At 65.2% G+C, this 24,173-nt stretch carries 22 protein-coding genes and 1 pseudogene; 6 read left to right on the top strand and 17 right to left on the bottom strand.

Going from position 1 to position 24,173, the window contains the following annotated elements:
- Nucleotides 1-11: 11 nt before the first annotated feature.
- Nucleotides 12-167: pseudogene (locus tag KTQ36_RS11535) on the bottom strand (helix-turn-helix transcriptional regulator); the annotation flags it as partial.
- A complete protein-coding gene (locus KTQ36_RS04025; protein WP_218632456.1) occupies nucleotides 168-1,460 on the bottom strand; it encodes a pyruvate dehydrogenase complex dihydrolipoamide acetyltransferase in 1,293 nt (430 codons plus the stop codon). It lies immediately after the preceding pseudogene.
- A gap of 152 nt (nucleotides 1,461-1,612) precedes the next feature.
- Between KTQ36_RS04025 and KTQ36_RS04020 the strand changes: the two genes are divergently transcribed.
- Nucleotides 1,613-2,065, top strand: coding sequence for a universal stress protein (locus KTQ36_RS04020; RefSeq protein ID WP_218632455.1), 453 nt, complete (start codon nucleotides 1,613-1,615; stop codon nucleotides 2,063-2,065).
- On the opposite strand, the gene KTQ36_RS04015 is transcribed toward KTQ36_RS04020, so the two are convergent.
- Genes KTQ36_RS04015 through KTQ36_RS04005 form a run of 3 tightly spaced genes read right to left on the bottom strand, consistent with a single transcriptional unit; the run spans nucleotide 2,057 to nucleotide 3,592 of the window.
- Nucleotides 2,057-2,539, bottom strand: a complete 483-nt coding sequence (locus KTQ36_RS04015; RefSeq protein WP_218632454.1) for a GAF domain-containing protein — start codon at nucleotides 2,537-2,539, stop codon at nucleotides 2,057-2,059. The genes KTQ36_RS04020 and KTQ36_RS04015 overlap by 9 nt on opposite strands.
- Entirely contained in the window at nucleotides 2,539-2,949 is a 411-nt protein-coding gene (gene arfB / locus KTQ36_RS04010; RefSeq protein WP_218632453.1) for an alternative ribosome rescue aminoacyl-tRNA hydrolase ArfB, read from the bottom strand. Before arfB ends, KTQ36_RS04015 begins: the two co-directional genes overlap by 1 nt.
- Nucleotides 2,939-3,592, bottom strand: a complete 654-nt coding sequence (locus tag KTQ36_RS04005) for an RluA family pseudouridine synthase (RefSeq protein ID WP_218632452.1) — start codon at nucleotides 3,590-3,592, stop codon at nucleotides 2,939-2,941. The genes arfB and KTQ36_RS04005 overlap by 11 nt, the downstream gene beginning before the upstream one ends.
- Before the next feature lie 224 nt (nucleotides 3,593-3,816).
- On the opposite strand from KTQ36_RS04005, the gene ctrA reads away from it, so the two are divergent.
- Nucleotides 3,817-4,524 carry a response regulator transcription factor CtrA gene (gene ctrA / locus KTQ36_RS04000; protein WP_218632451.1) on the top strand — a complete coding sequence of 236 codons (708 nt, stop codon included), beginning with the start codon at nucleotides 3,817-3,819 and terminating at the stop codon, nucleotides 4,522-4,524.
- Between the two features lie 66 nt (nucleotides 4,525-4,590).
- Here the strand turns inward: ctrA and KTQ36_RS03995 are convergent, their stop codons facing one another.
- The 3 genes from KTQ36_RS03995 to KTQ36_RS03985 form a co-directional block, all read right to left on the bottom strand.
- Nucleotides 4,591-5,073: a GNAT family N-acetyltransferase gene (locus KTQ36_RS03995; RefSeq protein ID WP_218632450.1), complete on the bottom strand. Its 483-nt coding sequence runs from the start codon at nucleotides 5,071-5,073 to the stop codon at nucleotides 4,591-4,593.
- A 2-nt stretch (nucleotides 5,074-5,075) separates the two neighbouring features.
- Complete coding sequence (locus KTQ36_RS03990) at nucleotides 5,076-5,879, bottom strand: arginyltransferase (protein ID WP_218632449.1); 804 nt, start codon at nucleotides 5,877-5,879, stop codon at nucleotides 5,076-5,078.
- Between the two features lie 156 nt (nucleotides 5,880-6,035).
- Nucleotides 6,036-7,247: a threonine ammonia-lyase gene (locus KTQ36_RS03985; protein WP_218632448.1), complete on the bottom strand. Its 1,212-nt coding sequence runs from the start codon at nucleotides 7,245-7,247 to the stop codon at nucleotides 6,036-6,038.
- A 72-nt stretch (nucleotides 7,248-7,319) separates the two neighbouring features.
- Here KTQ36_RS03985 and KTQ36_RS03980 point away from each other — a divergent pair, with 72 nt between their 5' ends.
- A complete protein-coding gene (locus KTQ36_RS03980) occupies nucleotides 7,320-8,960 on the top strand; it encodes an amidohydrolase (RefSeq protein WP_345777658.1) in 1,641 nt (546 codons plus the stop codon).
- Here the strand turns inward: KTQ36_RS03980 and KTQ36_RS03975 are convergent.
- Genes KTQ36_RS03975 through KTQ36_RS03955 form a run of 5 tightly spaced genes read right to left on the bottom strand, consistent with a single transcriptional unit; the run spans nucleotide 8,942 to nucleotide 16,392 of the window.
- Nucleotides 8,942-10,921 (bottom strand): protein-disulfide reductase DsbD family protein, encoded by a 1,980-nt coding sequence (locus KTQ36_RS03975; protein ID WP_255554208.1) that lies wholly within the window; start codon nucleotides 10,919-10,921, stop codon nucleotides 8,942-8,944. The two genes, KTQ36_RS03980 and KTQ36_RS03975, sit on opposite strands and share 19 nt — an antisense overlap.
- A gap of 10 nt (nucleotides 10,922-10,931) precedes the next feature.
- A complete protein-coding gene (gene metH / locus KTQ36_RS03970; protein ID WP_218632446.1) occupies nucleotides 10,932-13,535 on the bottom strand; it encodes a methionine synthase in 2,604 nt (867 codons plus the stop codon).
- Nucleotides 13,536-14,561, bottom strand: coding sequence for a homocysteine S-methyltransferase family protein (locus tag KTQ36_RS03965; RefSeq protein ID WP_218632445.1), 1,026 nt, complete (start codon nucleotides 14,559-14,561; stop codon nucleotides 13,536-13,538).
- Entirely contained in the window at nucleotides 14,558-15,409 is an 852-nt protein-coding gene (gene metF, locus KTQ36_RS03960; RefSeq protein ID WP_218633812.1) for a methylenetetrahydrofolate reductase [NAD(P)H], read from the bottom strand. The genes KTQ36_RS03965 and metF overlap by 4 nt, the downstream gene beginning before the upstream one ends.
- Nucleotides 15,410-15,432: 23 nt before the next feature.
- On the bottom strand, nucleotides 15,433-16,392 hold the full coding sequence (locus tag KTQ36_RS03955) for an ArsR/SmtB family transcription factor (RefSeq protein ID WP_218632444.1): 960 nt from the start codon (nucleotides 16,390-16,392) through the stop codon (nucleotides 15,433-15,435).
- A 198-nt stretch (nucleotides 16,393-16,590) separates the two neighbouring features.
- Here KTQ36_RS03955 and KTQ36_RS03950 point away from each other — a divergent pair, with 198 nt between their 5' ends.
- Entirely contained in the window at nucleotides 16,591-16,833 is a 243-nt protein-coding gene (locus KTQ36_RS03950) for a hypothetical protein (RefSeq protein ID WP_218632443.1), read from the top strand.
- 214 nt (nucleotides 16,834-17,047) lie between these two features.
- A complete protein-coding gene (locus KTQ36_RS03945; protein ID WP_218632442.1) occupies nucleotides 17,048-17,224 on the top strand; it encodes a hypothetical protein in 177 nt (58 codons plus the stop codon).
- Nucleotides 17,225-17,245: 21 nt separating this feature from the next.
- Here KTQ36_RS03945 and groL read toward each other — a convergent pair whose 3' ends face one another.
- From groL to KTQ36_RS03930, 3 genes are all read right to left on the bottom strand, one after another.
- Nucleotides 17,246-18,892: a chaperonin GroEL gene (gene groL / locus KTQ36_RS03940; protein ID WP_218632441.1), complete on the bottom strand. Its 1,647-nt coding sequence runs from the start codon at nucleotides 18,890-18,892 to the stop codon at nucleotides 17,246-17,248.
- Between the two features lie 45 nt (nucleotides 18,893-18,937).
- Nucleotides 18,938-19,225, bottom strand: a complete 288-nt coding sequence (groES, locus tag KTQ36_RS03935) for a co-chaperone GroES (RefSeq protein WP_218632440.1) — start codon at nucleotides 19,223-19,225, stop codon at nucleotides 18,938-18,940.
- A gap of 111 nt (nucleotides 19,226-19,336) precedes the next feature.
- On the bottom strand, nucleotides 19,337-20,740 hold the full coding sequence (locus tag KTQ36_RS03930; protein WP_218632439.1) for an MATE family efflux transporter: 1,404 nt from the start codon (nucleotides 20,738-20,740) through the stop codon (nucleotides 19,337-19,339).
- A 107-nt stretch (nucleotides 20,741-20,847) separates the two neighbouring features.
- On the opposite strand from KTQ36_RS03930, the gene sppA reads away from it, so the two are divergent.
- Nucleotides 20,848-22,698, top strand: a complete 1,851-nt coding sequence (gene sppA / locus KTQ36_RS03925; RefSeq protein WP_218632438.1) for a signal peptide peptidase SppA — start codon at nucleotides 20,848-20,850, stop codon at nucleotides 22,696-22,698.
- An 18-nt stretch (nucleotides 22,699-22,716) separates the two neighbouring features.
- Here sppA and lpdA read toward each other — a convergent pair whose 3' ends face one another.
- Nucleotides 22,717-24,111, bottom strand: a complete 1,395-nt coding sequence (gene lpdA, locus KTQ36_RS03920; RefSeq protein ID WP_218632437.1) for a dihydrolipoyl dehydrogenase — start codon at nucleotides 24,109-24,111, stop codon at nucleotides 22,717-22,719.
- Nucleotides 24,112-24,173 lie beyond the last annotated feature (62 nt).

Raw genomic sequence — 24,173 nt, 5'->3', positions numbered from 1 at the left:
GGCGTCGTCCCGAATACGGGAGCGATTTTCTCCAACCAAGGCTGAGAAAGACGCAACTTGCCTTTCTCAAGGTCGGAAATGACAGATTTTCCCGTTGAGATGCGGTTTGCGAGCCTTTCTTGTGTGAAGCCTCGGGCCAATCGCCAAGCCTTCAGGTGATTGCTCAACTAAGCCACCATCCCCAACGGGTTCTCGACCAGTCGTTTGAATGCCTGCATCAGCCTTGCGCCGTCCGCCCCATCGATGGCGCGATGGTCGAAGCTGCCGGTGGCGCTCATGACGGTGGCGATCTGGAGGCTGTCGTCGATCACATAGGGACGCTTTTCGCCCGCGCCGATCGCCATGATCATGCCCTGCGGCGGGTTGATGACCGCCTCGAACTGCTTAATCCCGAACATGCCCATGTTGGACAGCGAGGCCGTGCCGCCCTGATACTCATGCGGCTGCAGCTTGCCTTCCTTCGCGCGGCCCGCGAGGTCGCCCATCTCGGTCGAGATTTTCGACAGCGCCTTGTCGTTCGCGCCCGCGACGATGGGCGTGATCAGCCCGTTGGGAATGCTGACCGCAACCGAAATGTCGGCGCGTTCATACTTGATCAGTTCGCCGTCGCCGAAGCTGACGTTACACTCGGGCACTTCCATCAGCGCGACGCCGAGCGCCTTGATCAGCATGTCGTTGACCGACAGCTTGATCCCGCGCGCTTCGAGCCCGGCATTCATTTCGCTGCGCAGCTTCAGCAGCTTGTCGAGCTGGATATCGACCGTGAGATAAATGTGCGGCACCTGCTGCTTGGACTCGGTCAGGCGGCGCGCGATCGTCTTGCGCATGTTCGACAGCTTCTCGACGCTGTGCGGAATGTCGCCCGGATCGACGCTCGCAGCCTGCGGAGTCGGCGCGGCGGCCGCCTGTTTGGGCGCGGCCTTGGCCCCGCCGGCACCTTCGCCGAGGTCGGCGCGCACGATGCGCCCGCCCGGGCCACTCCCGGTGATGGTGGTCAGATCGATGCCCTGCGCCTCGGCCAGGCGACGCGCCAGCGGCGAGGCCTTCACCCGCTCGCCGTACTTGGTCGGCGCGGCGGGGGCCTTCGTCTCGGCGGGGACTTCCTTGGTCTCGGGTTCGGGCGCGCTGTCGCGGCCATAACCCTTGTCGGGGCTCGGCGCGGCTTCGGGTGCGCTCTTGGCTTCGGGCTTGTCATTGGACGGCGCGGACACTTCCTCGCCTTCCTCGCCCAGCATTGCGATCACGGTGCCGACCGCGACATTGTCGGTGCCTTCGTCGACCAGGATCTTGAGCACGGTGCCCTCGTCGACCGCTTCGAACTCCATCGTCGCCTTGTCGGTCTCGATCTCGGCGAGAATATCGCCCGACGACACTTCATCGCCCTCTTTCACGAGCCATTTGGCGAGTGTGCCTTCTTCCATCGTCGGCGACAGCGCAGGCATCTTGAGTTCGGTGGCCATGGATTTCCCTTTTGAAGCTCTTGCGCCCCACAAGCGCATTGCGGTGGGTGGGGTCAAGAGGGCGGCGGGCGGAACACGCGGATTCTTGCGCTTCCAGCGTTTCTGGCGCAGCGTCGGTTCCGGCGTTCAACGAAGGGGAGGCGAACCGCTATATGCAGACCTACCTGGTCATTATGAAGGACGCACCCGAGGCGAAAGTCGCATTGCGCTTCGCCGCGCGCCGTGCCGCCAAGACCGATCGCGCGGTCGAAGTGCTCGCCGTCGTCGAGCCGCAGGAATTCGTCCAGTGGGGCGGTGTACAGGCCGCGATGGAAGAAGAAGAGCGCGTCCGGCTGGAGGCACAGATCGCCAGCCTGATCGGCCAGCTGGTCGAGGAAACCGGCACCGCGCCCAAGCTCACCGTGAAACAAGGCGACCCGATCAAGGCGATCCGCGAGCGCATCGCCGAGGGCGACATCGCCGCGCTGGTACTGGGCGCCGCCGAGGGCGCTAATCCCGGCCCAATCGTCAAGCATTTCACCGGCGAGGGCGCGGGCGACCTGCCCTGCCCCGTGCTGCTGATCCCCGGTGCGATGACCGACGAGCAGGTCGAGAGTTTAAGCTAGCGCCTTCTCGAAAATTCGGCCCAGCGCCTCGCAGCCGTCCTTGTCTTCCTTATCGAAGCGGTCGGGTTCGGGGCTGTCGATGTCGAGCACGGCGATGACTTCGCCATTCTTCATGATCGGCACCACGATCTCGCTACGCGAGGCCGCATCGCACGCAATGTGACCGGGGAAGGCATGGACGTCTGCAACCAGCTGCGTCTCCTTGGTTTCGGCTGCCGCGCCGCACACGCCCTTGCCGATCGGAATGCGGATGCAGGCCGCGCGTCCCTGGAACGGGCCGAGCACGAGTTCGCCGTCAATGTTGCGATAGAAGCCCGCCCAGTTGATGTCGGGCAGCGTTTCCCAGATCAGCGCCGCGGCATTGGCCATATTCGCAATAGCGTCGGGCTCGCCCGCGACCAGCGCCTCGAGCGCTTGGCCGAGCTCGGCATACATTTTGGGCTTGTCGTTGGCGTCGATCTTGAAGTCGAACATCAATATTTCACTTTCCCGCGCAGAGCCTTTTTCTGGCCGCGCTTCACTTTGCTATCCACGCGCTTGGCCTTTTGCGAGCGGCTGACGCGCGTTTTCTTGCGTTTCTTGGGCTGGACATGGGCCTTGGCGATCATCTCCGCAAGGCGCGCCCGCGCCTCCTCGCGGTTTGCCTCGCGGCTGCGGTGCGAACGCGCGGTGAAGATGATCTCCCTGCGGTCCTTGGTAACCTTGCTCCCCGCAATATGGCGCAGCCGATTGACCACGCGCGGATGCAGGCCAAGCGCCGCGACATCGACCCGCAGCTGGCAGGCAGTGGCATTCTTGTTGACGTTCTGCCCGCCCGGCCCGGTCGCCGCGAGGAACGTCTCCTCCAGCGCATCCTCTGGGATCGTGACGTCCTCAGGCGACATGCGCGGCCCACTCGGCGAAATGCTCGGGCAGCGGCGCGGTCACTTCCAGGCGATGCCCCTTCTTGCGCGGCGTCGCCAGCTTCCATGCGTGCAGCATCATCTCCCCGCCGGGATAGCCATAGACGCGGTCCCCGACGATCCCGACCCCGAGCCCCTCGCGCGCGTGCACGCGAATCTGGTGGGTGCGGCCGGACTCGGGGACGAACTCGACCAGCGTCCTGCCGTCCTGCTCCGCGATCTTGCGCCAACGCGTGCGCGCCGCCTTGCCTTGCGGGTCGTGCGTCATGCGCCAGCCGGCATCCTTGCTCGACACCTTGCCCAGCGGCAGGTCGATCTGACCTTCCTCGCCCTCGACCACGTCGCCGAGCACGGCGAGATAGGTCTTCTCGACCTTTTGCTCTTCGAACATCGCCTGCGTCCATTTGCGCGCCGCGGGATGGCGCGCGAACAGCAGGCAGCCCGACGTATCCTGGTCGAGCCGGTGCATCGGCGTCGGCAACCTTTTGTAACCGAGCGTCAACTCTTCCAGCCGCCGTTCGATACTGTCTCCTCCACGGCGGGGCGTATCGACGGGCAGCCCTGCCGGCTTGTCCAGCACCAGCACCTCGCCATCGACGAACAGGATTTTGTCTTCGAGATTCATGGATTTGGCCGTTGGCACGCTCAGCGCGGGTTCACAAGGCTTGACCTAAAGTGAGTCCCCAGAGTCACGGTTGGCGGAAAAGTTAACTTTTTGCCTCGCTTTAGGACTTATTAACCTTTTCCCTTCAGGAATGTCATGGTTAATGGACGCTTAGACGTCGTTAAGGTCGTGAAACTTTTGTGAAGTCATCGCCTGAAGCGGCGTACTAATCGGGGGAAGATATTATGCGCGTTTTGCTGATTGAGGACGAAGCCACGATTGCCAAGAGCATCGAGCTGATGCTCTCGACCGAAGGTTTCAATACCTATGTCACCGATCTTGGCGAAGAAGGCCTCGATCTTGGCAAACTCTACGATTACGACATCATCCTTCTGGACCTCAACCTGCCCGACATGCACGGTTATGACGTCCTCAAGAAACTCCGCACCGCGAAAGTGCAAACGCCGGTCCTGATCCTGTCGGGTATCGGCGAACTCGATTCCAAGGTGCGTGCGCTGGGCTTCGGCGCCGACGATTACGTCACCAAGCCCTTCCACCGCGACGAACTGGTGGCACGTATCCACGCCATCGTCCGCCGTTCGAAGGGTCACAGCCAGTCGGTCATCCGCACCGGCAAGCTGGCGGTCAATCTCGACGCCAAGACGGTCGAAGTGGACGGCAATCGCGTCCACCTCACCGGCAAGGAATATGCGATGCTCGAGCTCCTTTCGCTGCGCAAGGGCACAACGCTGACCAAGGAAATGTTCCTCAACCACCTCTATGGCGGAATGGATGAACCCGAACTCAAGATCATCGACGTCTTCATCTGCAAGCTGCGCAAGAAGCTCAGCCTGGCCTGCGGCGGCGACAATTATATCGAAACCGTCTGGGGCCGCGGCTACGTGCTGCGCGAACAGGAAGAAGACAAGCAGAATGAAGAAGCTGCTGCGTAAACACAGGCGAGAGCCTGAGGGGGCAAGAGGGCGGCGCTGCGGGGAGGCAGCGGCGCCCTTTTTTTGTCAGTCCAGCCAGCGATACATGGCGTAAGCGTCGACCATGCCCTTCTCGGGATGCTCGAACCCGTTGGGGATGGAGCCGATGATCTTGAAGCCGAGCAGGTGCCACAGCCGCATCGCGCCGGTGTTGGTCGAGACGACACAATTATACTGCATCGCCTTGAAACCGAGCCGCTTGGCTTCTTCGAAACTATGTTCGGCCATCAACCGCGCGACCCCCTGCCCCCGCGCGCCTTCGGAGGTGATGTAGCCGCAATTGGCGACGTGGCTGCCGCCGCCGCCCTGATTGCGCTTGAGGAAATAGGTGCCGACGATCTCGCCGTCATTCTCCGCGACATAAGCGTAGTGCCGCATCCAGAAGCCGAGCATCTTCTCGCGCGGACTGTCGCGGTCGAAGGCGTAGGTCGCGCCTTCGCGGATCACGGGTTCGATGATCGCCCAGATCGCGTCGGCATCGGCGGCGTCGGCGGCGCGGATGGAGACCATGGTCAGTCGCGTTTGAGGCGGTCGAGGCGCATCGGCGGCGCCTTGCGTCGCTCGGCGGCGATGTCGGGCTGCGGCTCGCCCATCGGACCCCAACCTTCGCGCCCCAGCCGCTCCATCGGCTTGAACTTCGCCTTGTAATCCATGCGCGGGGATCCCTCGACCCAATAGCCGAGATAGACGTAGGGCAGGTCGGCCCGCGCCGCGCGCATGATATGGTCGAGGATGATGTAGGTGCCGAGGCTCGGCCGCGCATCGGGGCCGGTGTCGTAGAAGCTGTAGATCATCGACAGGCCGTCCGCCTGCTGGTCCGACAGGCAGGCGCCGACCAGCTTGCCCGGGCGTCCGTCGACCGACGGCTCGCGATATTCGACGACATAGGTGCGAACCGGCGTCTGTTCGACCATGTCGGCAAAATCCTGTTCGTCCATTTCTGCCATGCCGCCACCCGGGTGCCGCGCGGCGAGATAGCGCTGGAGCAGCTCATATTGCTCGGCCGTGGTCCACGGCTTGCACGCGGTGACTTCGAGGTCGTTGTTGCGGCGAAGGAGGCGACGCTGCGTCTTGTTGGGCGTGAATTCCTTGGCACACACGCGCACCGACACGCAGGCATTACAATCGACGCAGGAGGGACGATAGGAAACCGACTGCGAACGGCGAAAACCGATCCGCGAGAGCGCCTCGTTGAGTTCGCTCGCCTGGCGGCCGTTCAGCTCCGTAAAGACCTTCCGTTCCACCTTGCCCTCGATATAGGGGCACGGTGCTGGGTTAGTGACGAAGAATTTGGGAAAGCGAAATGGTGCGCTCACCCGGCGGCTCCTTTCATGGTTACGAAAATCTTTATGCGTCCAAAAAACGCACAAGAAAAGGGCTTGGTGCCGCAAAGTGTGGTTAAGGCCGGGGCCTGTCCCAGCCTTGGACAATTTGTCCCGAATTGAATCGGAACCGGCGCAAATCCGCCACTATCAGACGATCGGCGAGCGCGTGACCTTGAATCCGTAGCCTTCGAGCTTCTCGACCAGCGCCTCGATCGCCGCCTCGTCGCGCGCTTCGCATTCGACCTCGATCAGCGTGTCCTTGGCGGGCAGCGCGGTGAAGACGCGGTGATGGTTGGTCTCGATGATGTTGACCCCGCACTCATGGAACGCCTTGGTAATCGCCGCGAGCGCGCCCGGGCGATCCTCCGCCGCGATCTTGAGCCGCGCGATACGCCCGCAGCGTACCAGTTCGCGCACGAGGACGTTAGCCAGCAGGTGCGTGTCGATATTGCCGCCGCACAGCACCGTGCCGACCTTCTTGCCGCGATATTTGTCGGGATCGTCGAGCATGGCGGCGAGCCCAGCGGCGCCCGCCCCTTCGACCACCGACTTCTCAATCCCGACCAGCAGAGCCACCGCATGTTCGATCGCGTCTTCCGAGACCAGGTCGATGCGGTCGACCAGCTCGGCGATGATGCCGCGCGTAATCTGCCCCGGGTTCTTGACCGCGATCCCTTCGGCCAGTGTGTCGCCACCGCAATCGGGCTCGCGACCTGCAATAATGTCTTTCATCGCCGGGAACATCGCGGCCTCGACCCCGACGACCTCGATATCGGGTTTGATCGCCTTGGCCGCGGTCGCAATCCCGCTGATCAGCCCGCCCCCGCCGATCGGCACGACCAGCGTGTCGAGATCGGGCGCGGCCTCGAGCATTTCGATCGCGGTCGTCCCCTGCCCCGCAATGACCGCTTCGTCGTCGAACGGGTGGACGAAGACATAGCCCTTTTCGTCCTCCAGCTGGCGCGCATGGGCGTAGGCATCGTCGAAGACCTTGCCGTGCAGCACGACGTTGGCGCCATGGCCTTCGGTATGGACGACTTTGATGGTCGGGGTCGGCTCGGGCATGACGATGGTCACCGGAATGCCCAGCCGCGCGCCGTGATAGGCGACTGCCTGTGCATGATTGCCCGCGCTCGCCGCGATGACGCCGCGCTTCTTCTCCGCATCGGTCAGCTGCAGCAACTTGTTGAGTGCCCCGCGTTCCTTGTAAGCCGCAGTGAACTGGAGATTCTCGAACTTGAGCCAGACCTGTGCGCCGATAATCTCGGACAGCGTACGGCTATGGTTCATCGGGGTCTTCACGACCTGCCCCTCGATACGCGAGGCGGCGGCGCGGATGTCGTCGATCGTCACGGTCATGTTTGCCGCCTAGCCCTTCCCTTGGCGTTCGACAATGCTATGCGAGTGCGCAAACGACTTTCGGAGATGATCATGCGCCTCGCCCTTCTCGCCGCCACCGCCCTTGTCGCCAGCCCGGCATTGGCCGACCCCGCCACGCTCTACGACAACGTCAACGGTGTGCAGGCGACCGCCGACGGCGAGATCGTGCGCTTCAATGCCATGATGGTGGACGAGCAGGGCAAGATCGTCGCCACCTATCGCGCTGGCGACACGGTGCCGAGCGCCGACCTGCGGGTCGATATGGAAGGTGCGCACGTGCTTCCTGGCCTGATTGACGGGCATGGCCATTTCCTGATGATGGGCCAGACGATGATGAGCCTGCAGCTGTTCGGGACCGACAGCATTGCCTCGCTCCAGCAGCAGCTCGCAGACTTTGCCGCCGCCAACCCGGGCGACGGTTGGATCGTCGGGCGCGGGTGGAACCACGAAATGTTCTCCGACGGCCGCTTCCCGACAGCCGCCGATCTCGACGCGGTCGTCTCGGACCGCCCCGTCATCCTCGAACGCGTCGACGGGCACGCCACCGTCGTCAACACGATGGCGATGCAGATGGCGGGCACTTCGGACGACACGCCCGACCCCGTCGGCGGCGCGATCCTGCGCGACGATGACGGCAAGGCGACCGGCGTCTTCGTCGATACTGCGATGAAGCCACTCTACGCGCTCGTGCCTGCCTATACCGGTGAGGACTATGCCGAGGCGATCGAGCTGGCGCAGGGCATCATGCTCGAACACGGGCTCACCGCCATGGCCGACATGGGCACGCCCGACGATCATTGGCACGCCATGCGCCGCGCGGGCGACGAGGGCGAGCTCAAGGTGCGCGTGATGGCCTATGCCGCAGGCGCCGACACGCTCGAACGCATCGCCGCCAACGGCCCGACGCCGTGGCTCTATGATGGCAAGTTGCGCATGGCGGGGGTCAAGCTCGTCACTGACGGCGCGCTCGGCTCACGCGGTGCTTGGCTCAAGGCGCCCTATGCCGACGCCGATACGACCGGTCTCCAGATGCTGACCGACGAGCAGCTGGCCGACAGCGTCGCGCGCGCCGTCGCGCTCGGGCATCAGGTCGCGGTCCACGCGATCGGCGACGCCGCCAACGACCAGCTGCTCGACGCAGTCGAGGCGACCCCCAACGCGTCGGCCCTACGTTTCCGCAACGAGCATACCCAGATTCTCGACCCCGCCGACCTTCCGCGCATGGCGGCCTCCAACGTCATCGCCTCGATGCAGCCGGTGCACCAGACGAGCGACTGGAAAATGGCCGAGAAGCGGCTCGGCATGGACCGGCTCGGCGCCGCTTTCGCCTGGCGCAGCCTCGCCGACAGCGGCGCTTTACTCGCGTTCGGCTCCGACTTCCCGGTCGAGCATCCCAACCCCTTCGTAGGGCTCGAGGTCGCGGTCACTCGCATCGACGCCAATGGCGAACCCGAAGGCGGCTGGCTCGCCGACGAGCGCGTGACGCTTGGCGAAGCTCTGGCGGGCTTTACGGTGGGCGCGGCCTATGCCGGTTTTGCCGAGGACGCGCTCGGCTCGCTGAGCGCGGGGCGCTATGCCGACTTCATCGTCGTCGACCGCGACATCACCACCATCGACCCGTCGGACATTTCGGAGACCAAGGTGCTGGCGACTTACGTGGGCGGCAAGCAGGTCTATCGCGCGAACGACTGAGCGCGGCTCACCAGCATGTCGGGGGTGAGGATCTGCGGCAGCTCTTCGGGCTCCGCCGCCCCCGGCGCGTACCAGAGGTAAAGCGGCACGCCGGCGCGCTCGCGCGCGTCGAGGAAACGCGTGATCTCGGCATCGCCATCGGTCCAGTCGGCGACGAGCACCGCGACATTGGCGGCCTCGAACGCCTCGAGCGTACCATCACGGTCGATTGCGACCTTTTCGTTGGCCTTGCATGACAGGCACCAGTCGGCGGTGAAGTAGACGAAAACCGGCCGTCCTTCGGCGCGTGCAGCCTCGACCTTTGCGGGGGACCACACCTCGGCGAAATCGGGTGCACGGTTCTCGGCCGAGGGCCGGTCGGGTAGCAAGATGGCCCCGCCGACCGCGAGCGCGACGACACCCGCCAAAGCCGTCCAGCCCAAAGCCACCGACCGTTTCGAGAGCCAGAGCAGCAAGGCGAGCAACGCCAGCGCTGCCAGCGCAAGCAGCAGCCCTTGATCGCCCGTGAGCCGCCACAGCAGCCACAGTGCCCCGACCAGCGTCGCCCCCATGGGGATGGCGAGCCAGCGCTGCAGCTTGACCATCCACGGTCCCGGGGCGGGCAGGCGCTCGCGCAGGAAAGGCACGAAACCGATCAGCAGGAACGGGATGGCAAGGCCCAGCCCCAGCGCGGCGAACACGGCGATGCCGCCCGCGACCGGCAGGATCAGCGCCGTCCCGAGCGCTGCCCCCAGGAACGGCCCCGCACAAGGCGTTGCAACCAGCGCCGCCAACGCACCCGTCGACACGCTCCCGCTCGCCTTCACCTCGCCTGCCAGAACCGGAAGGCGGAAGAGGCCGAGCAGGTTCATCGTGATCGCACCGGCGAGCAGCGTGAGCAGGAAAACGGTGCGCGGGTCCTGGAGCTGGAACGCCCAGCCCGCCGCCGTCCCGCCAGCGCGGATCGCGAGCAGCAGGCCGCCGAGTGCTGCTGTGCCGAGCACCGCACCCAGCGTGTACCCGAGCGCATCGCGCTTCGCCTCGACCTCCCTGCCACCCGCCTTGGCGAGGTGCATCGCTTTCATGGCGAGGATCGGGAAGACGCAGGGCATAAGGTTGAGGAACAGCCCGCCCGCGAGCGCGCCGAGCATGGCGAGCAGCACTGCCTCCATGCCGAGCCCGCCGACGAGCTTGCCGCCGGTGGGCACGTCGCCTGGGGAGGCTTCGAAGGCGAGGCCCTGTCCCTCGCCGATGTCGATAACGCCGGATAGAGCGTCGGTTTGCTGATCGCCCCTGCGTTGTAGGGTTGCGACGAGCTGATCTCCTACACGGCGGAACTCTTGGCGCGCGGCGTAGTCGATGATGCCGTTTTCGGCGAGGAAGAGGGTGGGTTTGCCGACCGGTGTCGAGGCGGGGAGCGGGACGGCGATGCGGACCGTGTCGCCGGCCATCTCGAAGCTGGTGTCGCCGGCGAGCGGGCGCGGCAGGCGCTTGCGATACTCGTCGAATTCGGTCTGGCGCGAGGCGCCGTCACCGACGGGAATGGCGAGCGCGACATTGCCCTTTTCGGGTACGCAGATCTTGTCGGTGCAGGCGAGCCAGCGCAGATCGCCCGACACGCGCAGCACGCCGCGGTCGGTGGGCGGGACGGTCAGCGTCGCCAGGATCGCGTGCGTATCCTTGTAGACATAGTTGATCAGCCCCGCGCCCTCGAAGGCGACGGGCGTGGGGTAGCGCAGTTCGAAAAGCTCCGCCCCTTCGGGCAGGTCCCAGCTTGCCTGGAGCGGGAGGCCCGCATCGCCCGGATTGAGCCAGTAGCCGTGCCAGCCGGGCGCGGTTTCCATCACCAATGCAAGCTCGACCTTGCCACCGTCGGCAGGCGCCGGCCCCTCGGCGACGAGGCGCGGGACGATATTGGTCTGCTGCGCCATCAGGGGCGCGGGAATCAGCAGGGTCAGGAGGATTAGGAGGCGAAAAATCATCGCCATCCCGCTAGCCGAGTGCAGCGCTCTCGTCGAGATTGGGCGACAACCATCTTTGGGCCGTATCGAGATCGACCCCGCGCCGCCCGGCATAGTCCTCGAGCTGGTCGCGTCCGACCCGCGCCACGCCGAAATAGCGCGCCTGCGGATGGCCGAAATAGAAGCCCGACACTGCGCTGGCCGGCCACATGGCGAAATTGTCGGTCAGCGAGATGCCTGCCGGATCGCCGCCAAGCAGGTCGAACAGGATCGGCTTCAAGCTGTGGTCGGGACAGGCGGGGTAGCCGGGCGCGGGGCGGATGCCACGATACTGCTCGGCAATCAGCGCCTCGTTGGTCAGCTGCTCGTCGGGCGCATAGCCCCACAGGTCGCGGCGGACGTGGGCGTGCATCGCTTCTGCGAAGCTCTCGGCCAAGCGGTCGGCCAGCGCCTTCAACAGGATCGCGGAATAGTCGTCGCCTGCCTCCTCGAACGATTTGGCGCGATCGTGCGCACCGTGGATCGCGACCGCGAAGCCGCCGAGATGGTCGCCGGACGTGTCGACAAAGTCGGCCAGGCAGTCGTTCGAGCGGCCTTCGCGCTTCTTCACCTGCTGGCGCAGGAAAGGGAGTCGCGTGCCGCCGTCGATCAGGATGTCGTCGCCTTCCGACCGAGCGGGCCAAAGCCCGACGACGCCCCTGGCGGTAAGCCAATCCTCCGCGACGATCCGGTCGAGCATCGCCTGCGCATCGTCGAACAGCGAGCGCGCGGCCTCTCCCACCACTTCGTCGTCGAGGATTGCGGGATAGGTGCCGTGCAGCTCCCAGCTGCGGAAGAAGGGCGTCCAGTCGATCGTGTCGCGTAGCTTGGCGACCGGCCAGTCGTCGAAGACGTGGAGGCCCGGCTTCGCCGGCGCAGGCGGCTTCAGCGCGAAATCGACCTCGGCGCGGTTGTCGCGGGCATCTTCGAGCGAAGCGATCGCGCCTTTGCCCTTCTTGCCCCGCTTCTCGCGGATATCGGCATAGTCGGCGGCGATCTCGGCCAAATAGGGCTGCGCATCGTCGCCGAGCAATTTGGTCATCACGCCGACCGCACGGCTGGCGTCGGTAACGTGGATCACGGGGCCCGAACGCGCAGGCGCGATCTTCAACGCTGTATGCACGCGGCTGGTCGTCGCGCCGCCGATCAGCAGCGGCATTGTGAGGCCCTCGCGCTCCATCTCCCCCGCGACCGAGACCATTTCATCGAGGCTGGGCGTGATCAGGCCCGACAGGCCGATCATGTCCGCCCTGGACGAGCGCGCCGCGGCGAGGATGTCGGGCCAGCCGACCATCACGCCGAGGTCGACCACCTCGTAGCCGTTACATTGCAGCACGACACCGACGATATTCTTGCCGATGTCGTGGACGTCGCCCTTGACCGTGGCCATCACGATCTTGCCCTTGGCAGCCCCCTCGCCGCCCTCATTCTCGGCCTCGATATGCGGCAATAGGCGCGCCACCGCCTTCTTCATCACGCGCGCCGACTTCACCACCTGCGGCAGGAACATTTTGCCCGAGCCGAACAGGTCGCCGACGCGGTTCATGCCGTCCATCAACGGCCCTTCGATGACGCGGATGGCGCGGCCCGCCTTGGCATGCGCCTCCATCACGTCATCCTCGACATGTGCGTCGATGCCGTGGATCAGCGCGTGGGCCAGCCGCTCCTCGACCGCCGCCTCGCGCCACCTCGTGTCGCGCTCGGTCTTCTTGGCACCGCCGCCGGCATATTTTTCCGCGAGTTCGACCAGCCGGTCGGTGGCGTCGGCGCGACGGTCGAACAGCACGTCCTCGCACGCGTCGCGCAGCTCTGGCGGTATTTCGTCATAGACGTCGAGCTGCCCCGCATTGACGATCGCCATCGACAGGCCGGCGGGAATGGCGTGGTAGAGAAAAACCGAGTGGAGCGCGCGGCGCACCGGCTCGTTACCGCGAAACGAGAAGCTCAGGTTGGAGAGGCCGCCCGAGATCTGGACGCCGGGGCAGCGCTCGCGGATCTCACGGCACGCTTCGATGAAATCGATGCCGTAGCGGCGATGCTCGTCAATCCCGGTCGCGACCGCGAAGATATTGGGGTCGAAGATGATGTCGCTGGCCGGAAAGCCGTTTTCGACCAGCAGGTCGTAGGCGCGCGCGCAAATCTCGACCTTGCGATCCTTGGTATCCGCCTGCCGCGTCTCGTCGAACGCCATGACCACGGTGGCGGCGCCATAATCCCTGATCTTGCGCGCTTTTTCGAGGAAATCTTCCTCGCCTTCCTTGAGGCTGATCGAATTGACGACAGGCTTGCCCGAGACGGTCTTCAAACCTTCCTCGATCACTTCCCATTTGGAGCTGTCGATCATCACCGGCACGCGCGCGATGTCGGGTTCGGCGGCGATACGGCGCAGGAAATGACCCATCGCCTCGACCCCGTCGAGCAGGCCTTCGTCCATGTTCACGTCGATGATCTGCGCGCCATTGTCGACCTGGTCGCGCGCGACCTCGACCGCCGTGTCGTAATCGCCCGCGACGATCAGCTTCCTGAAGCGCGCCGAGCCGGTGACGTTGGTGCGTTCGCCGACCATGACGAAGCGGCTGGAGAGATTGTCGCTCATCTAGCTGGCGAGCCTCATCGGTTCGAGCCCGGCGAGGTTCATGGCCGGGTCGGGGGACGCAGGCGCCCGTGGCGTCGCGCCCTCGCAAGCGGCGGCGATGGCGGCGATATGCTCGGGCGTGGTGCCGCAACAGCCGCCGACGATATTGACCAGACCCTCGTCGAGCCATTCGGACACCTGCGCCGCAGTGTCTGTGGCCGCCTCGTCATATTCGCCCAGATCGTTGGGGAGCCCGGCATTGGGATAGGCCATGACCAGCGTCGGGGCGCTCGCCGCGATGGTTTTCAGATGCGCGCGCAAGGCGGCGGCGCCGAAGCTGCAGTTGAGCCCGATGGTGAGGGGCCGCGCGTGGGCGATGGCGGTCGAGAACGCCTCGACCGTATGCCCGGACAGGTTGCGCCCCGACAGGTCGGTCAGCGTCATCGAGATCATCAGCGGCAAGTCGCGCCCGATACGCCGTTCGATGTTTTTGGTCGCGACGATCGCGGCCTTCGCGTTGAGCGTGTCGAAAATCGTCTCGACCAGCACGAAGTCGATGCCTCCTTCGGCCAGCGCCTCGACCTGCTGTTCGTAGCAGGCAACGACCTCGTCGAAAGTGACTTCGCGATAGGCCGGGTTCTCGACGTCGGGCGAGAGCGACAATGTCTTGTTGGTCGGGCCCACCGCGCCGACCACGAAACGGTCGGGGCCCGCCACCTCGCGCGTCAGGCGGGCGGCGGCGCGATTGATGTCGGCGACATAGGCCTCGGCGCCATAGTCGGCCTGGCTGATCGCATTGGCGTTGAACGTATTGGTGGCGAGCACGTCCGCGCCCGCATCGACGAACGCCTGGCAGATGCCGCACACCGCGTCCGGCCTGGTGAGGTTCAAGAGGTCGTTATTCCCCCGCTGCGCCCGATCAAGGTCGAGTTCGCCGCGATAGCCGTCCTCGTCGAGGCCCAGACGCTGGATCATTGTGCCGTACGCCCCGTCCTTGACGAGAATTCGCTCCTTGGCGGCGTTCCAGAAGGCTTCTGCGCGGCTCATCCCTTGCACCCCAGCATGTGGCACAACGCCCAGCTCATCTCGGCGCGGTTGAGCGTGTAGAAGTGGAAGTGGCGGACGCCCTCGGCATAGAGCTGGCCGCACAGGTGGGCCGAGACCATCGCCGCGACCAGTTCGCGCCCGCGCGGGGTCTCGTCGAGCCCTTCGAAGCGGGCGTCGAGCCAGCCGGGGATCTCGGTGCCGCACTTGGACGCGAATTCGCGGGCGCGCGCGACGTTGGTGACGGGCAGGATGCCGGGCACCAGCTCGATCTCGCGCCCCTTGGCGGCGAGCGCATCGCGCAGGCGCAGATAGGGCTCGGGCGAGAAGAAGAATTGGGTGATCGCGCGGCTGGCGCCTGCGTCGATCTTGCGCAGGAGGAAGTCGAGATCGGCATTGGCGGTCTCGGCGTCGGGGTGGACTTCAGGATAGGCGGCGACCGACAGGTCGAACGGCGCGACCTTGGCCAGCCCCTCGACCAGTTCGGCGGCATTGGCGTAGCCGTCCTCGCGGATGCCATTTTCGTCGCTGATGTCGCCGCGCAGCGCGACGATGTGGCGCACGCCCGCATCCCAATAGTCGCGCGCGATGGCGTCGACCTCGTCGCGCGAGGAGCCGACGCAGGTGAGATGCGCGGCGGGAGTGAGGTCGGTTTCTTCCACAATCCGCTTGACGGTTTCGTGGGTGCGTTCGCGCGTCGAGCCGCCCGCGCCGTAGGTCACTGACACGAAGCGGGGGCCCAGCGGGGCAAGGCGCTCGATCGAGGACCACAGCTTGTCCTGCATCTGCTCGCTCTGTGGCGGGAAGAATTCGAAACTGACGTCGATGTCGCCCTTGGGGGCGGAGAACATCACGTCAAATTGGGAATCGTCGTTCACGCCGCCTCCTTCTTGCGTGTGCGGGCGCGGCCGGGCGCCTTGGCCGTCCACAGGCGGATCGAGAGCGGGTCGCCTTCGATCGTGTGCATGTCCTGGAGCGAGAGCCCCGCCGCAGTGCAATAGTCGGTGACCCGCTCGTCGGAGAAGCCGAGCCGCTGGTGACCGTGGTCGCGACGCAATTCCTCGCGGTCATGCGCGGTGAAATCGACGATGAGCAGGCGTCCGCCGGGGCGCAGCAGGCGCGCGGCCTCCTGCAGCGCGGCAGACGGGCTGTGTGCATAATGGAGGACGAGGTGGAGGATGACGGTGTCGGCGCTGCCATCCTTGAGCGGGAGCGCGGTCATGTCGCCCTGGCGCAGCTGGGCATTGCCGACGCCGGCCTCGTCGATGCGCACGCGAGCGAGGCGGAGCATGTCGGGACTGCGGTCGATGCCGATCACCTTGTCGGCGCGCGCGGCGAGCAACTCGATCATGCGCCCGGTGCCGGTGCCGATATCGACCAATGTGCCGAGCGTCTTGCCGAGCGTGGCGACGACCGCGTCCTCGACCTCGCGTTCGGGGGCGTGGAGCGCGCGCAGGCGCTCGAACCGTTCGGTGCGCGAATCGAACCAGCGCGAGGCGGCATCGGCGCGCTCGGCACGGATCGACTGGAGCCGGCCCATGTCGGCAGTGAAGATTTCAACGTCGTCGCTGCTCGCCTGTTCGTAAAAAAAAGCGTCGAGCGGGGCGCTGCCGGTGGCTTCGATGAAGGTCCAGCTGCCCTCCTTGCGGCGGCGGACGAGCCCGGCGTCGTCGAGGATGCGGACGTGGCGCGAGACGCGCGGCTGACTCTGTCCCAGCACCTGCGCGACTTCGCCGACGGTGAGCTCCATCGAGCGGACGAGCATCAGGATGCGCAGCCGGCTGATGTCCGACAGCGCGTGAAAGGTCGCTGAGAGGCCCGCTTTCTTGCTCATTCATAAAGACATAAAGAAATCTTTATGTCAGTCAAGCAGTTGCTTGGGCGCAACAGTCCTCTGGCGGGGTGACAAAAATGTCCGTTGCGTGACAGTGCGGAACCTTCTATTTCGGCAATCAGGCCTGCCCTTGAAACGGCAGGCTGTGCCTTGTGCGCGCGGTGAGCGGGCACGCAAAGCAAGGAATGGGAATATATTATGAAGAAGATGATTCTGGCCGTTGCGGCCATGGGTCTCGGTCTCGCGGCTTGTGAAGCCGAAACCGAAGCCACCGAAGAAGCTGCCGAAGACGTTGCCATGGAAGCGGAAGCTGACATGGAAGCTGCTGGCGAAGCCGTCGAAGAAGATGCTGAAGAAGCTGCTGCCGACGCTGAAGCTGCTGCGGACGCCGCTGGCGAAGAAATGGAAGAAGCTGCTGAAGAAGTCGACTCGGAAATGTAATTTCCGGGTCGAAGCTTATTCAGCTTCGTCCAATGAAGGGGTCGCAGTTCGCTGCGGCCCCTTTTTCTATGCAAGGTGCCCTGCGGCAGCGAAGCTGATCGCAGGAGACACCGTCCCGCCGGACGGCCTGCAAGCGCAAGCCTGACAGGTCCGACGGGGTCAGGCCGCCCTGACCCCGCTGGCAAAGTCGGCCTTGATCGCTCATGATCAGGTAATGCGCCTGCCCCTCCCCCTCGCCTGCCTCGCCGCCCTCGCCGCCTGTTCGAGCGACGAGCCCGAGCGGCCAAGCAAGGCGGACGAAGAACGCTTCGAACAGATCGACGCGATGCTCGACGAGGAGGGCGCAAAAGAAGAAGGGGCCGCGTCCGAAGACGCGGCCCCTTCCGAGTAACAGCCTGAGGCTGGGGGAGGACTAGAAGTCCATGCCGCCCATGCCGCCCATGCCGCCCGGCATGCCGGCGGGGGCCGCCGACTTGTCTTCGGGCAGTTCGGCGACGGTTGCCTCGGTGGTGATCAGCAGGCCGGCCACCGACGCGGCGTCCTGCAGTGCGGTGCGCACGACCTTGGTCGGGTCGATGACGCCTGCGGCCACGAGGTTTTCGTACGTGTCGTTGGCGGCGTTGAAGCCCATGGTGGGATCGCCACCATCGACCAGCTTGCCGGCGACCACGGCGCCGTCGAAACCGGCGTTCGAAGCGATCTGGCGAACCGGGGCTTCGAGCGCGCGACGGACGATGTCGATGCCGCGGGTCTGGTCGTCATTGGCACCGGTGAGGCCTTCGATGGCCGACTTGGCGTAGAGCAGCGCAGTACCGCCGCCCGGAACGATGCCTTCCTCGACCGCGGCGCGGGTCGCGTGGAGCGCGTCGTCGACGCGGTCCTTGCGTTCCTTCACCTCGACTTCGGTGGCACCGCCGACCTTGATCACGGCAACGCCGCCGGCGAGCTTGGCGAGACGCTCCTGGAGCTTCTCGCGGTCATAGTCGCTGGTGGTGTTCTCGATCTGCTGGCGGATGGCAGCCGTACGGCCTTCGATCGCATCCTTTTCACCGGCGCCGTCGACGATGGTCGTGTTGTCCTTGTCGATGGTGACGCGCTTGGCGGTGCCGAGCATGTTCAGCGTGACGTTCTCAAGCTTGATGCCGAGATCTTCGCTGATCATTTCGCCGCCCGTCAGGATGGCGATGTCTTCGAGCATCGCCTTGCGACGATCGCCGAAGCCCGGCGCCTTGACGGCCGCGACCTTGAGGCCGCCGCGCAGCTTGTTCACGACGAGGGTCGCGAGCGCTTCGCCTTCGATGTCCTCGGCGATGATCAGCAGCGGGCGACCCGCCTGGACCGTCGCTTCGAGCACCGGCAACATGGCCTGGAGGTTCGAGAGCTTCTTCTCGTGGATCAGGATGTAGGGGTCGTTGAGTTCGACCTGCATCTTTTCCGGATCGGTGATGAAGTAGGGCGAGAGGTAGCCGCGGTCGAACTGCATGCCTTCGACGACGTCGAGCTCAAATTCGAGACCCTTGGCTTCCTCGACGGTGATCACGCCTTCCTTGCCGACCTTGTCCATGGCTTCGGCGATCTTTTCACCCACTTCCTTGTCACCGTTGGCCGAGATGATGCCGACCTGCGCGACTTCTTCGCTGCCGGCGACCGGCTTCGAACGGCTCTGCAGGTCTTCGACGACCTTGGCGACGGCCATGTCGATGCCGCGCTTGAGGTCCATCGGGTTCATGCCCGCGGCAACCGACTTCATGCCTTCCTGCACGATCGACTGCGCCAGCACGGTGGCGGTGGTGGTGCCGTCGCCCGCGACGTCGTTGGTCTTGCTGGCGACTTCGCGCAGCATCTGCGCGCCCATATTCTCGAACTTGTCCTTGAGTTCGATTTCCTTGGCGACCGAGACACCGTCCTTGGTGATGCGCGGTGCGCCGAAGCTCTTGTCGATGACGACGTTGCGGCCCTTGGGGCCCAGCGTCACCTTGACGGCGTCGGCGAGAATGTCAACGCCCTTCATGATGCGCTCGCGCGCGTCACGGCTAAATTTTACGTCCTTGGCAGCCATTGTTCAGCTCCTAGAATTTTGGTTGGTCAGTGAGGCAAGCGAGGCTCAGGCGAGAACGCCGAGAATGTCGCTTTCCTTCATGATGATGAGGTCTTCGCCGTCGAGCTTGATCTCGGTGCCCGACCACTTGCCGAACAGGATCTTGTCGCCGGCCTTGACGTCGAGCGGGGTGACGGTGCCGTTTTCGGCGCGGTTACCCGAACCGACCGAGACGACCTCGCCTTCCTGCGGCTTTTCCTTGGCGCTGTCGGGGATGATGATCCCGCCAGCGGTCTTTTCTTCGGCCTCGACACGGCGGACGAGGACACGGTCGTGAAGCGGTTTGAAACCCATGGGGCCCCTCTTCTTTCTTGGTGTTGAACACATTTTCACGACTGGCACTCTAATGTGGCGAGTGCCAACGTCGCAGCGCATGTGGGTTGCGCATTCCTACTAGTCAACACTTCAGGAAGTGATTTTTTTGCTCGGCTCGTCCGAGGTCAGGCCCAGCCGCTCGCGCATCATCCAGCGCGCGAGCATCAGCACCGCGACGATCGCCAATCCGGCCGCGAGCCCGGTCCAGATGCCGACCCCGTCCCAGCCGGCTTCGAAGCCCAGCCAGACGGCGATGCCGATACCGATGAACCAGTAGCCGACGAAGGTGAAGACCATCGGCACGCGCGTATCGTGAAGGCCGCGCAGGATGCCCTGCCCCACCACCTGTGCGCCGTCGACGATCTGGAAGATGGCGGCGACGATCAGGAAGCTGACCCCCAATTCGAGGACGGGTGCATTTTCTGCCGTGTCGGCGAGGAAAATGCCGACGAGTTCGCGCGGGAAGACCCACATGAGCACCGCCGTCATGCTCATGAAGCCGACGCCCAGCATCCAGGCCGACCAGCCGGCGCGGGCGATGCCGTCCTTGTCGCTGCGCCCGAGCATGAGCCCGACGCGCACGGTCGAGGCCTGCGCGATGCCCCAGGGCACCATGAAGCTGAGTGCGGCGATCTGAAGCGCGATGGCGTGCGCGGCGAGCGCCTGCGCGCTGATCAGCCCCATCAAATAGGCGGCGGCGGCGAACACGCCGCCTTCCGCGCCCATAGAGGCGCCGATGGGCAGGCCGAGGCGCCACATGTGGCAATAGCGCTGCCAGTCGGGGCGCCAGATGCGCGCGAACAGGTTGTAGCGCCGGAATTGCGGATCGCGCAGCACGACGATCACCGTGGCGATCACCATGAGACCCCAAGTGATGGTCGTCGCCAGTCCCGCGCCCAAGAGGCCGAGCTCGGGCGCGCCGAGACGGCCGAAGATGAGCATATAGTCGAGCAGGCTGTTGATCGGGATGCCCGCGGCCGAGATGATCAGGATCCAGCCCGGACGCTCGAGCGCGGCGAGGAAATTCCGGAGCGCGTTGAAGACGAGGAAGAAGAAGGCCGACCACATCCAGCCGTAGAGGAAGGTCTGCGCACCCGCAGCCAGCGAGGGCTCCTGGCCGAGCAAGCCGATGACCCACTCGGCATTGGCCAGCAGCAGCCAGATCGGAACGGTTATGGTGACCACCAGCCAGAGTGACTGGCGGAAGGTGCGGCGCACGTCCTTGACCTTGCCCGCCCCGCGCCCGAGCGCGCTGGCCATCATCGGCGAGGCCGCCGTGATGATGCCCAGTCCGACCAGGTTAAGCAGGAAACCGAGGTTGATGCCGAGCGCGGCGGCGGCCAGTTCGCGCGCGCCATATTGTCCCATGAAGAACGTATCGATCGCCTGGATCGTGGCCATGGTCAGGTTGGCGAGGATCAGCGGCCAGGCAAGCGCTATCGTCGCGCGCAATTCATGCCGCCAGCTGCCCCGTGATGCCGCCTGTTCGTCCATGGGCGAGGCCGCTACGTCGAACCGACAGGCACAGTCCAGCCAATTGCGCTTGGGAAAGCGGCTTTGGCTTCCTATGTTGCCTGCGAACCACGAAGGGATTTGCCGTTATGAGTTTCGCGCGTTGGGCATGGAAACTGCTGGTCGGGATCAAGGACGCGATGGTCCTCGTCTTCATGATCCTCTTCTTCACCCTGCTTTACGCCGTGCTCAAGGGTGCGCCCGATCCGGTCCACGCCGGCATCCTGCACGTCGATCTCGACGGCGTGATCGTCGAGGAAGCAGCGGAGGTCGACCCCTTCACCGCGCTGACCGGCGGCGTGATGCAGGAATTCGAGCGGCGCGACCTAGTCGCTGCGTTGCGCGCGGCGGCCGAGGACGACCGGGTCGAGGGCGTGGCGCTCGATCTCGACGGGTTTCTGGGCGGCGGACAGGTGGCGATCCAGGATGTCGCCGACGCGCTGCAGGAAGTGCGCGACGCGGGCAAATCGGTCACCGCCTACGCGATCGGCTATTCGGACGACGCCTACCAGCTCGCCGTGCATGCCGACGAAATCTGGCTCGACCCGATGGGCGGTGTCGCCTTTGCGGGGCCGGGCGGGTCCAACCTCTATTTCGCCGAAGCGATGGATCGGTTCGGGATCACCGCCAACATCTACCGCGCGGGCGACAACGATTATAAATCGGCGGTCGAGCCCTACCAGCGCGCCGACATGAGCCCCGAGGCGCGCGAGAATGCGCAGCAACTTGCGGGTGCAATCTTCGAAAACTGGCTCGACGCGGTCGAGCGCGCCCGGCCCGAGGCCGACGTGCGCGCCTATGCCGCCGACCCGGTCGCCGCGCTCGATGCGGCAGACGGCGATCTCGCCGAAGCCTCGCTGGCGGCGGGGCTGGTCGACAAGCTTGCCCCGCGCCGCGAATGGCACGCCATGCTCGCCGAACTGGGCGGGACGAGCGAGAAGAACCCCGACGGCTACAAGGTCATCCCTTTGCGCGACTATATCGCCGACAAGGTCGATAATGACGTGACCGCTGACATTGCGGTCGTGACGGTCGCGGGCACCATCGTCGACGGCAGCGCGCCGGTCGGCTCGGCCGCGGGCACCGACATCGCCAATTTGATCGACGACGCGGTCGACGACGGGATCGAAGCGCTGGTCATTCGCGTCGACAGCCCGGGCGGCTCCGCGCTCGCCTCCGAGCGCATTCGCCAGGCGGTGCTGCGCGCCAAGGACGCCGACATCCCGGTCGTCGCCTCGTTCGGCAACGTCGCGGCCTCGGGCGGCTACTGGGTCGCGCTGGCGGCGGACGAGATCATGGCCGAACCGGCGAGCATCACCGGCTCGATCGGTGTATTCGGCATCTTCCCCAGCTTCGAAGGCACGCTCGACCAGCTCGGCATCGGCGTCGACGGGGTGAAGACCACCCCGCTCTCGGGCGAACCGGACATCTTGGGTGGACCCTCCGACGCTGCCGACCGGCTGGTGCAGGCGGGCGTCGACCAGACCTATGTCCGCTTCCTCGCGCTGACCGCGGCCAATCGCGACATGGAAGTCGCCTCGGTGCGCGACCTGGCCGGTGGACGCGTCTACGACGGCGGCACCGCGCGGCAGCTGGGGCTGATCGACAGTTTCGGCGGCATCGACGATGCGATCGCCCGCGCGGCCGAACTGGCCGAGCTGGAGGGCGAGGACCATGACGTGCGCTGGCTCGAGCGCGGCAGCGACCTGCCGCCCTTCCTGCGCGGACTGATGGCGAGCGAAGAGGTGGAGGGCGCGAGCGCCTATGCCTGGATGGGCGGATCGAGCGAGGCGCGGCTGATGGCTGCGGTCCGTGAAGCGCGCGGCCTGCTCCAGACGCGCGGCGTCCAGGCCCGCTGCCTTGCCTGTCCCACCGACCTCAAGCAAACCCGCGCCGAGACGGGTGGCTGGCGCGGGTTCGTAGAAGCGTTGCTCGACTAGGCGCGCACGCCCGGTCCGCTAGATGTGGATCGGCTTGCCCTGCACTGCCATCGCCGCTTCCTTGACCGCTTCGGAGTGGGTCGGGTGGGCGTGGCAGGTATAGGCGATGTCCTCGCTGGTCGCGCCGAATTCCATCGCCTGCGCGGCCTGCGCGATCATCGTGCCGGCGGGCACGGCGATGCACCATACGCCGACGACGCGGTCGCTCTTGGCGTCCGAGATGACCTTCACCAGCCCGTCGGGCTCGTGATTGGTCTTGGCGCGGCTGTTGGCGAGCATCGGGAATTTGCCGACCTTGACCTCGCCATATTCAGCCTTGGCGTCTTCCTCGGTAAGGCCGACGCCGGCAATTTCGGGCTTGGTGTAGACAACGCCCGGGATAATCGCGTGATTGACGATCCCGGTCATCCCCGCGATATTTTCGGCGCAGGCGATGCCTTCGTCTTCGGCCTTGTGCGCGAGCATCGGGCCGGGAACGACGTCGCCGATCGCCCAGACGCCGTCGACCGCGGTGCGGAAGTCGTGGTCGGTCTCGATCTGGCCGCGCTCGTTGACCTCCAGCCCGATCGCGTCGAGGCCGAGGCCGTCCGTGTTGGGCTTGCGCCCAATCGCGACGAGCACGCAGTCGGCTTCGAGCGTTTCGCTATCGCCACCCTTGGCAGGCTCCATGGTGAGCGTGGCCTTCTTGCCCTTCACTTCGACGCCGGTGACCTTGGTGCCGAGCTTGAACTCGATGCCCTGCTTCTTGAAAATCTTGCGCGATTCCTTGCGGATGTCGGCGTCCATGCCGGGCAGGATTTCGTCGAGGAATTCAACGCAGGTGACCTTGGCGCCGAGGCGACGCCAGACGCTTCCGAGCTCGAGCCCGATCACGCCGCCGCCGATGACGACCATATGCTCGGGGACTTTCTCCAGCTCGAGCGCGCCGGTCGAGGAGACGACGACCTTCTCGTCAATCTCGACGCCCAGGAGCGGGGTCACCGACGAGCCGGTGGCGATAATGATGTTCTTTGCGGTCACGGTCTTGCCTGCGACCTTGACGCTATGCGCGTCCTTGAAGCTGGCATAACCCTTAAGCCAGTCGATCTTGTTTTTCTTGAACAGGAATTCGATGCCGCCGGTCAGGCCCTTCACCGCATCGCGGCGCTGGCCGTGCATCTTGTCGAGATTGAGCTTGGGCGCGACCTCGATGCCCATGTCGTCCATCGCGCCATTGGCGGCGGCGTCATAATATTCCGACGCGTGGAGCATGGCCTTGGACGGAATGCAGCCGACGTTGAGGCAGGTCCCGCCCAGCGTCTCGCGGCCTTCGGCGCATGCGGTCTTGAGCCCGAGCTGCGCTGCGCGGATCGCAGCGACATAGCCGCCGGGCCCGGCACCGATCACAAGAACGTCATAGTCGAATTCAGCCATTTTCAATCACCTCAGCAGCGCGTTTGCGCGAGTCTTGTCAGTCGCGGGCGTCCCTAGCCGCC

The sequence above is a fragment of the Sphingomicrobium clamense genome (assembly GCF_019264355.1).
Taxonomy (GTDB): domain Bacteria; phylum Pseudomonadota; class Alphaproteobacteria; order Sphingomonadales; family Sphingomonadaceae; genus Sphingomicrobium; species Sphingomicrobium clamense.
This window is presented reverse-complemented; position numbering and strand designations above follow the sequence as displayed.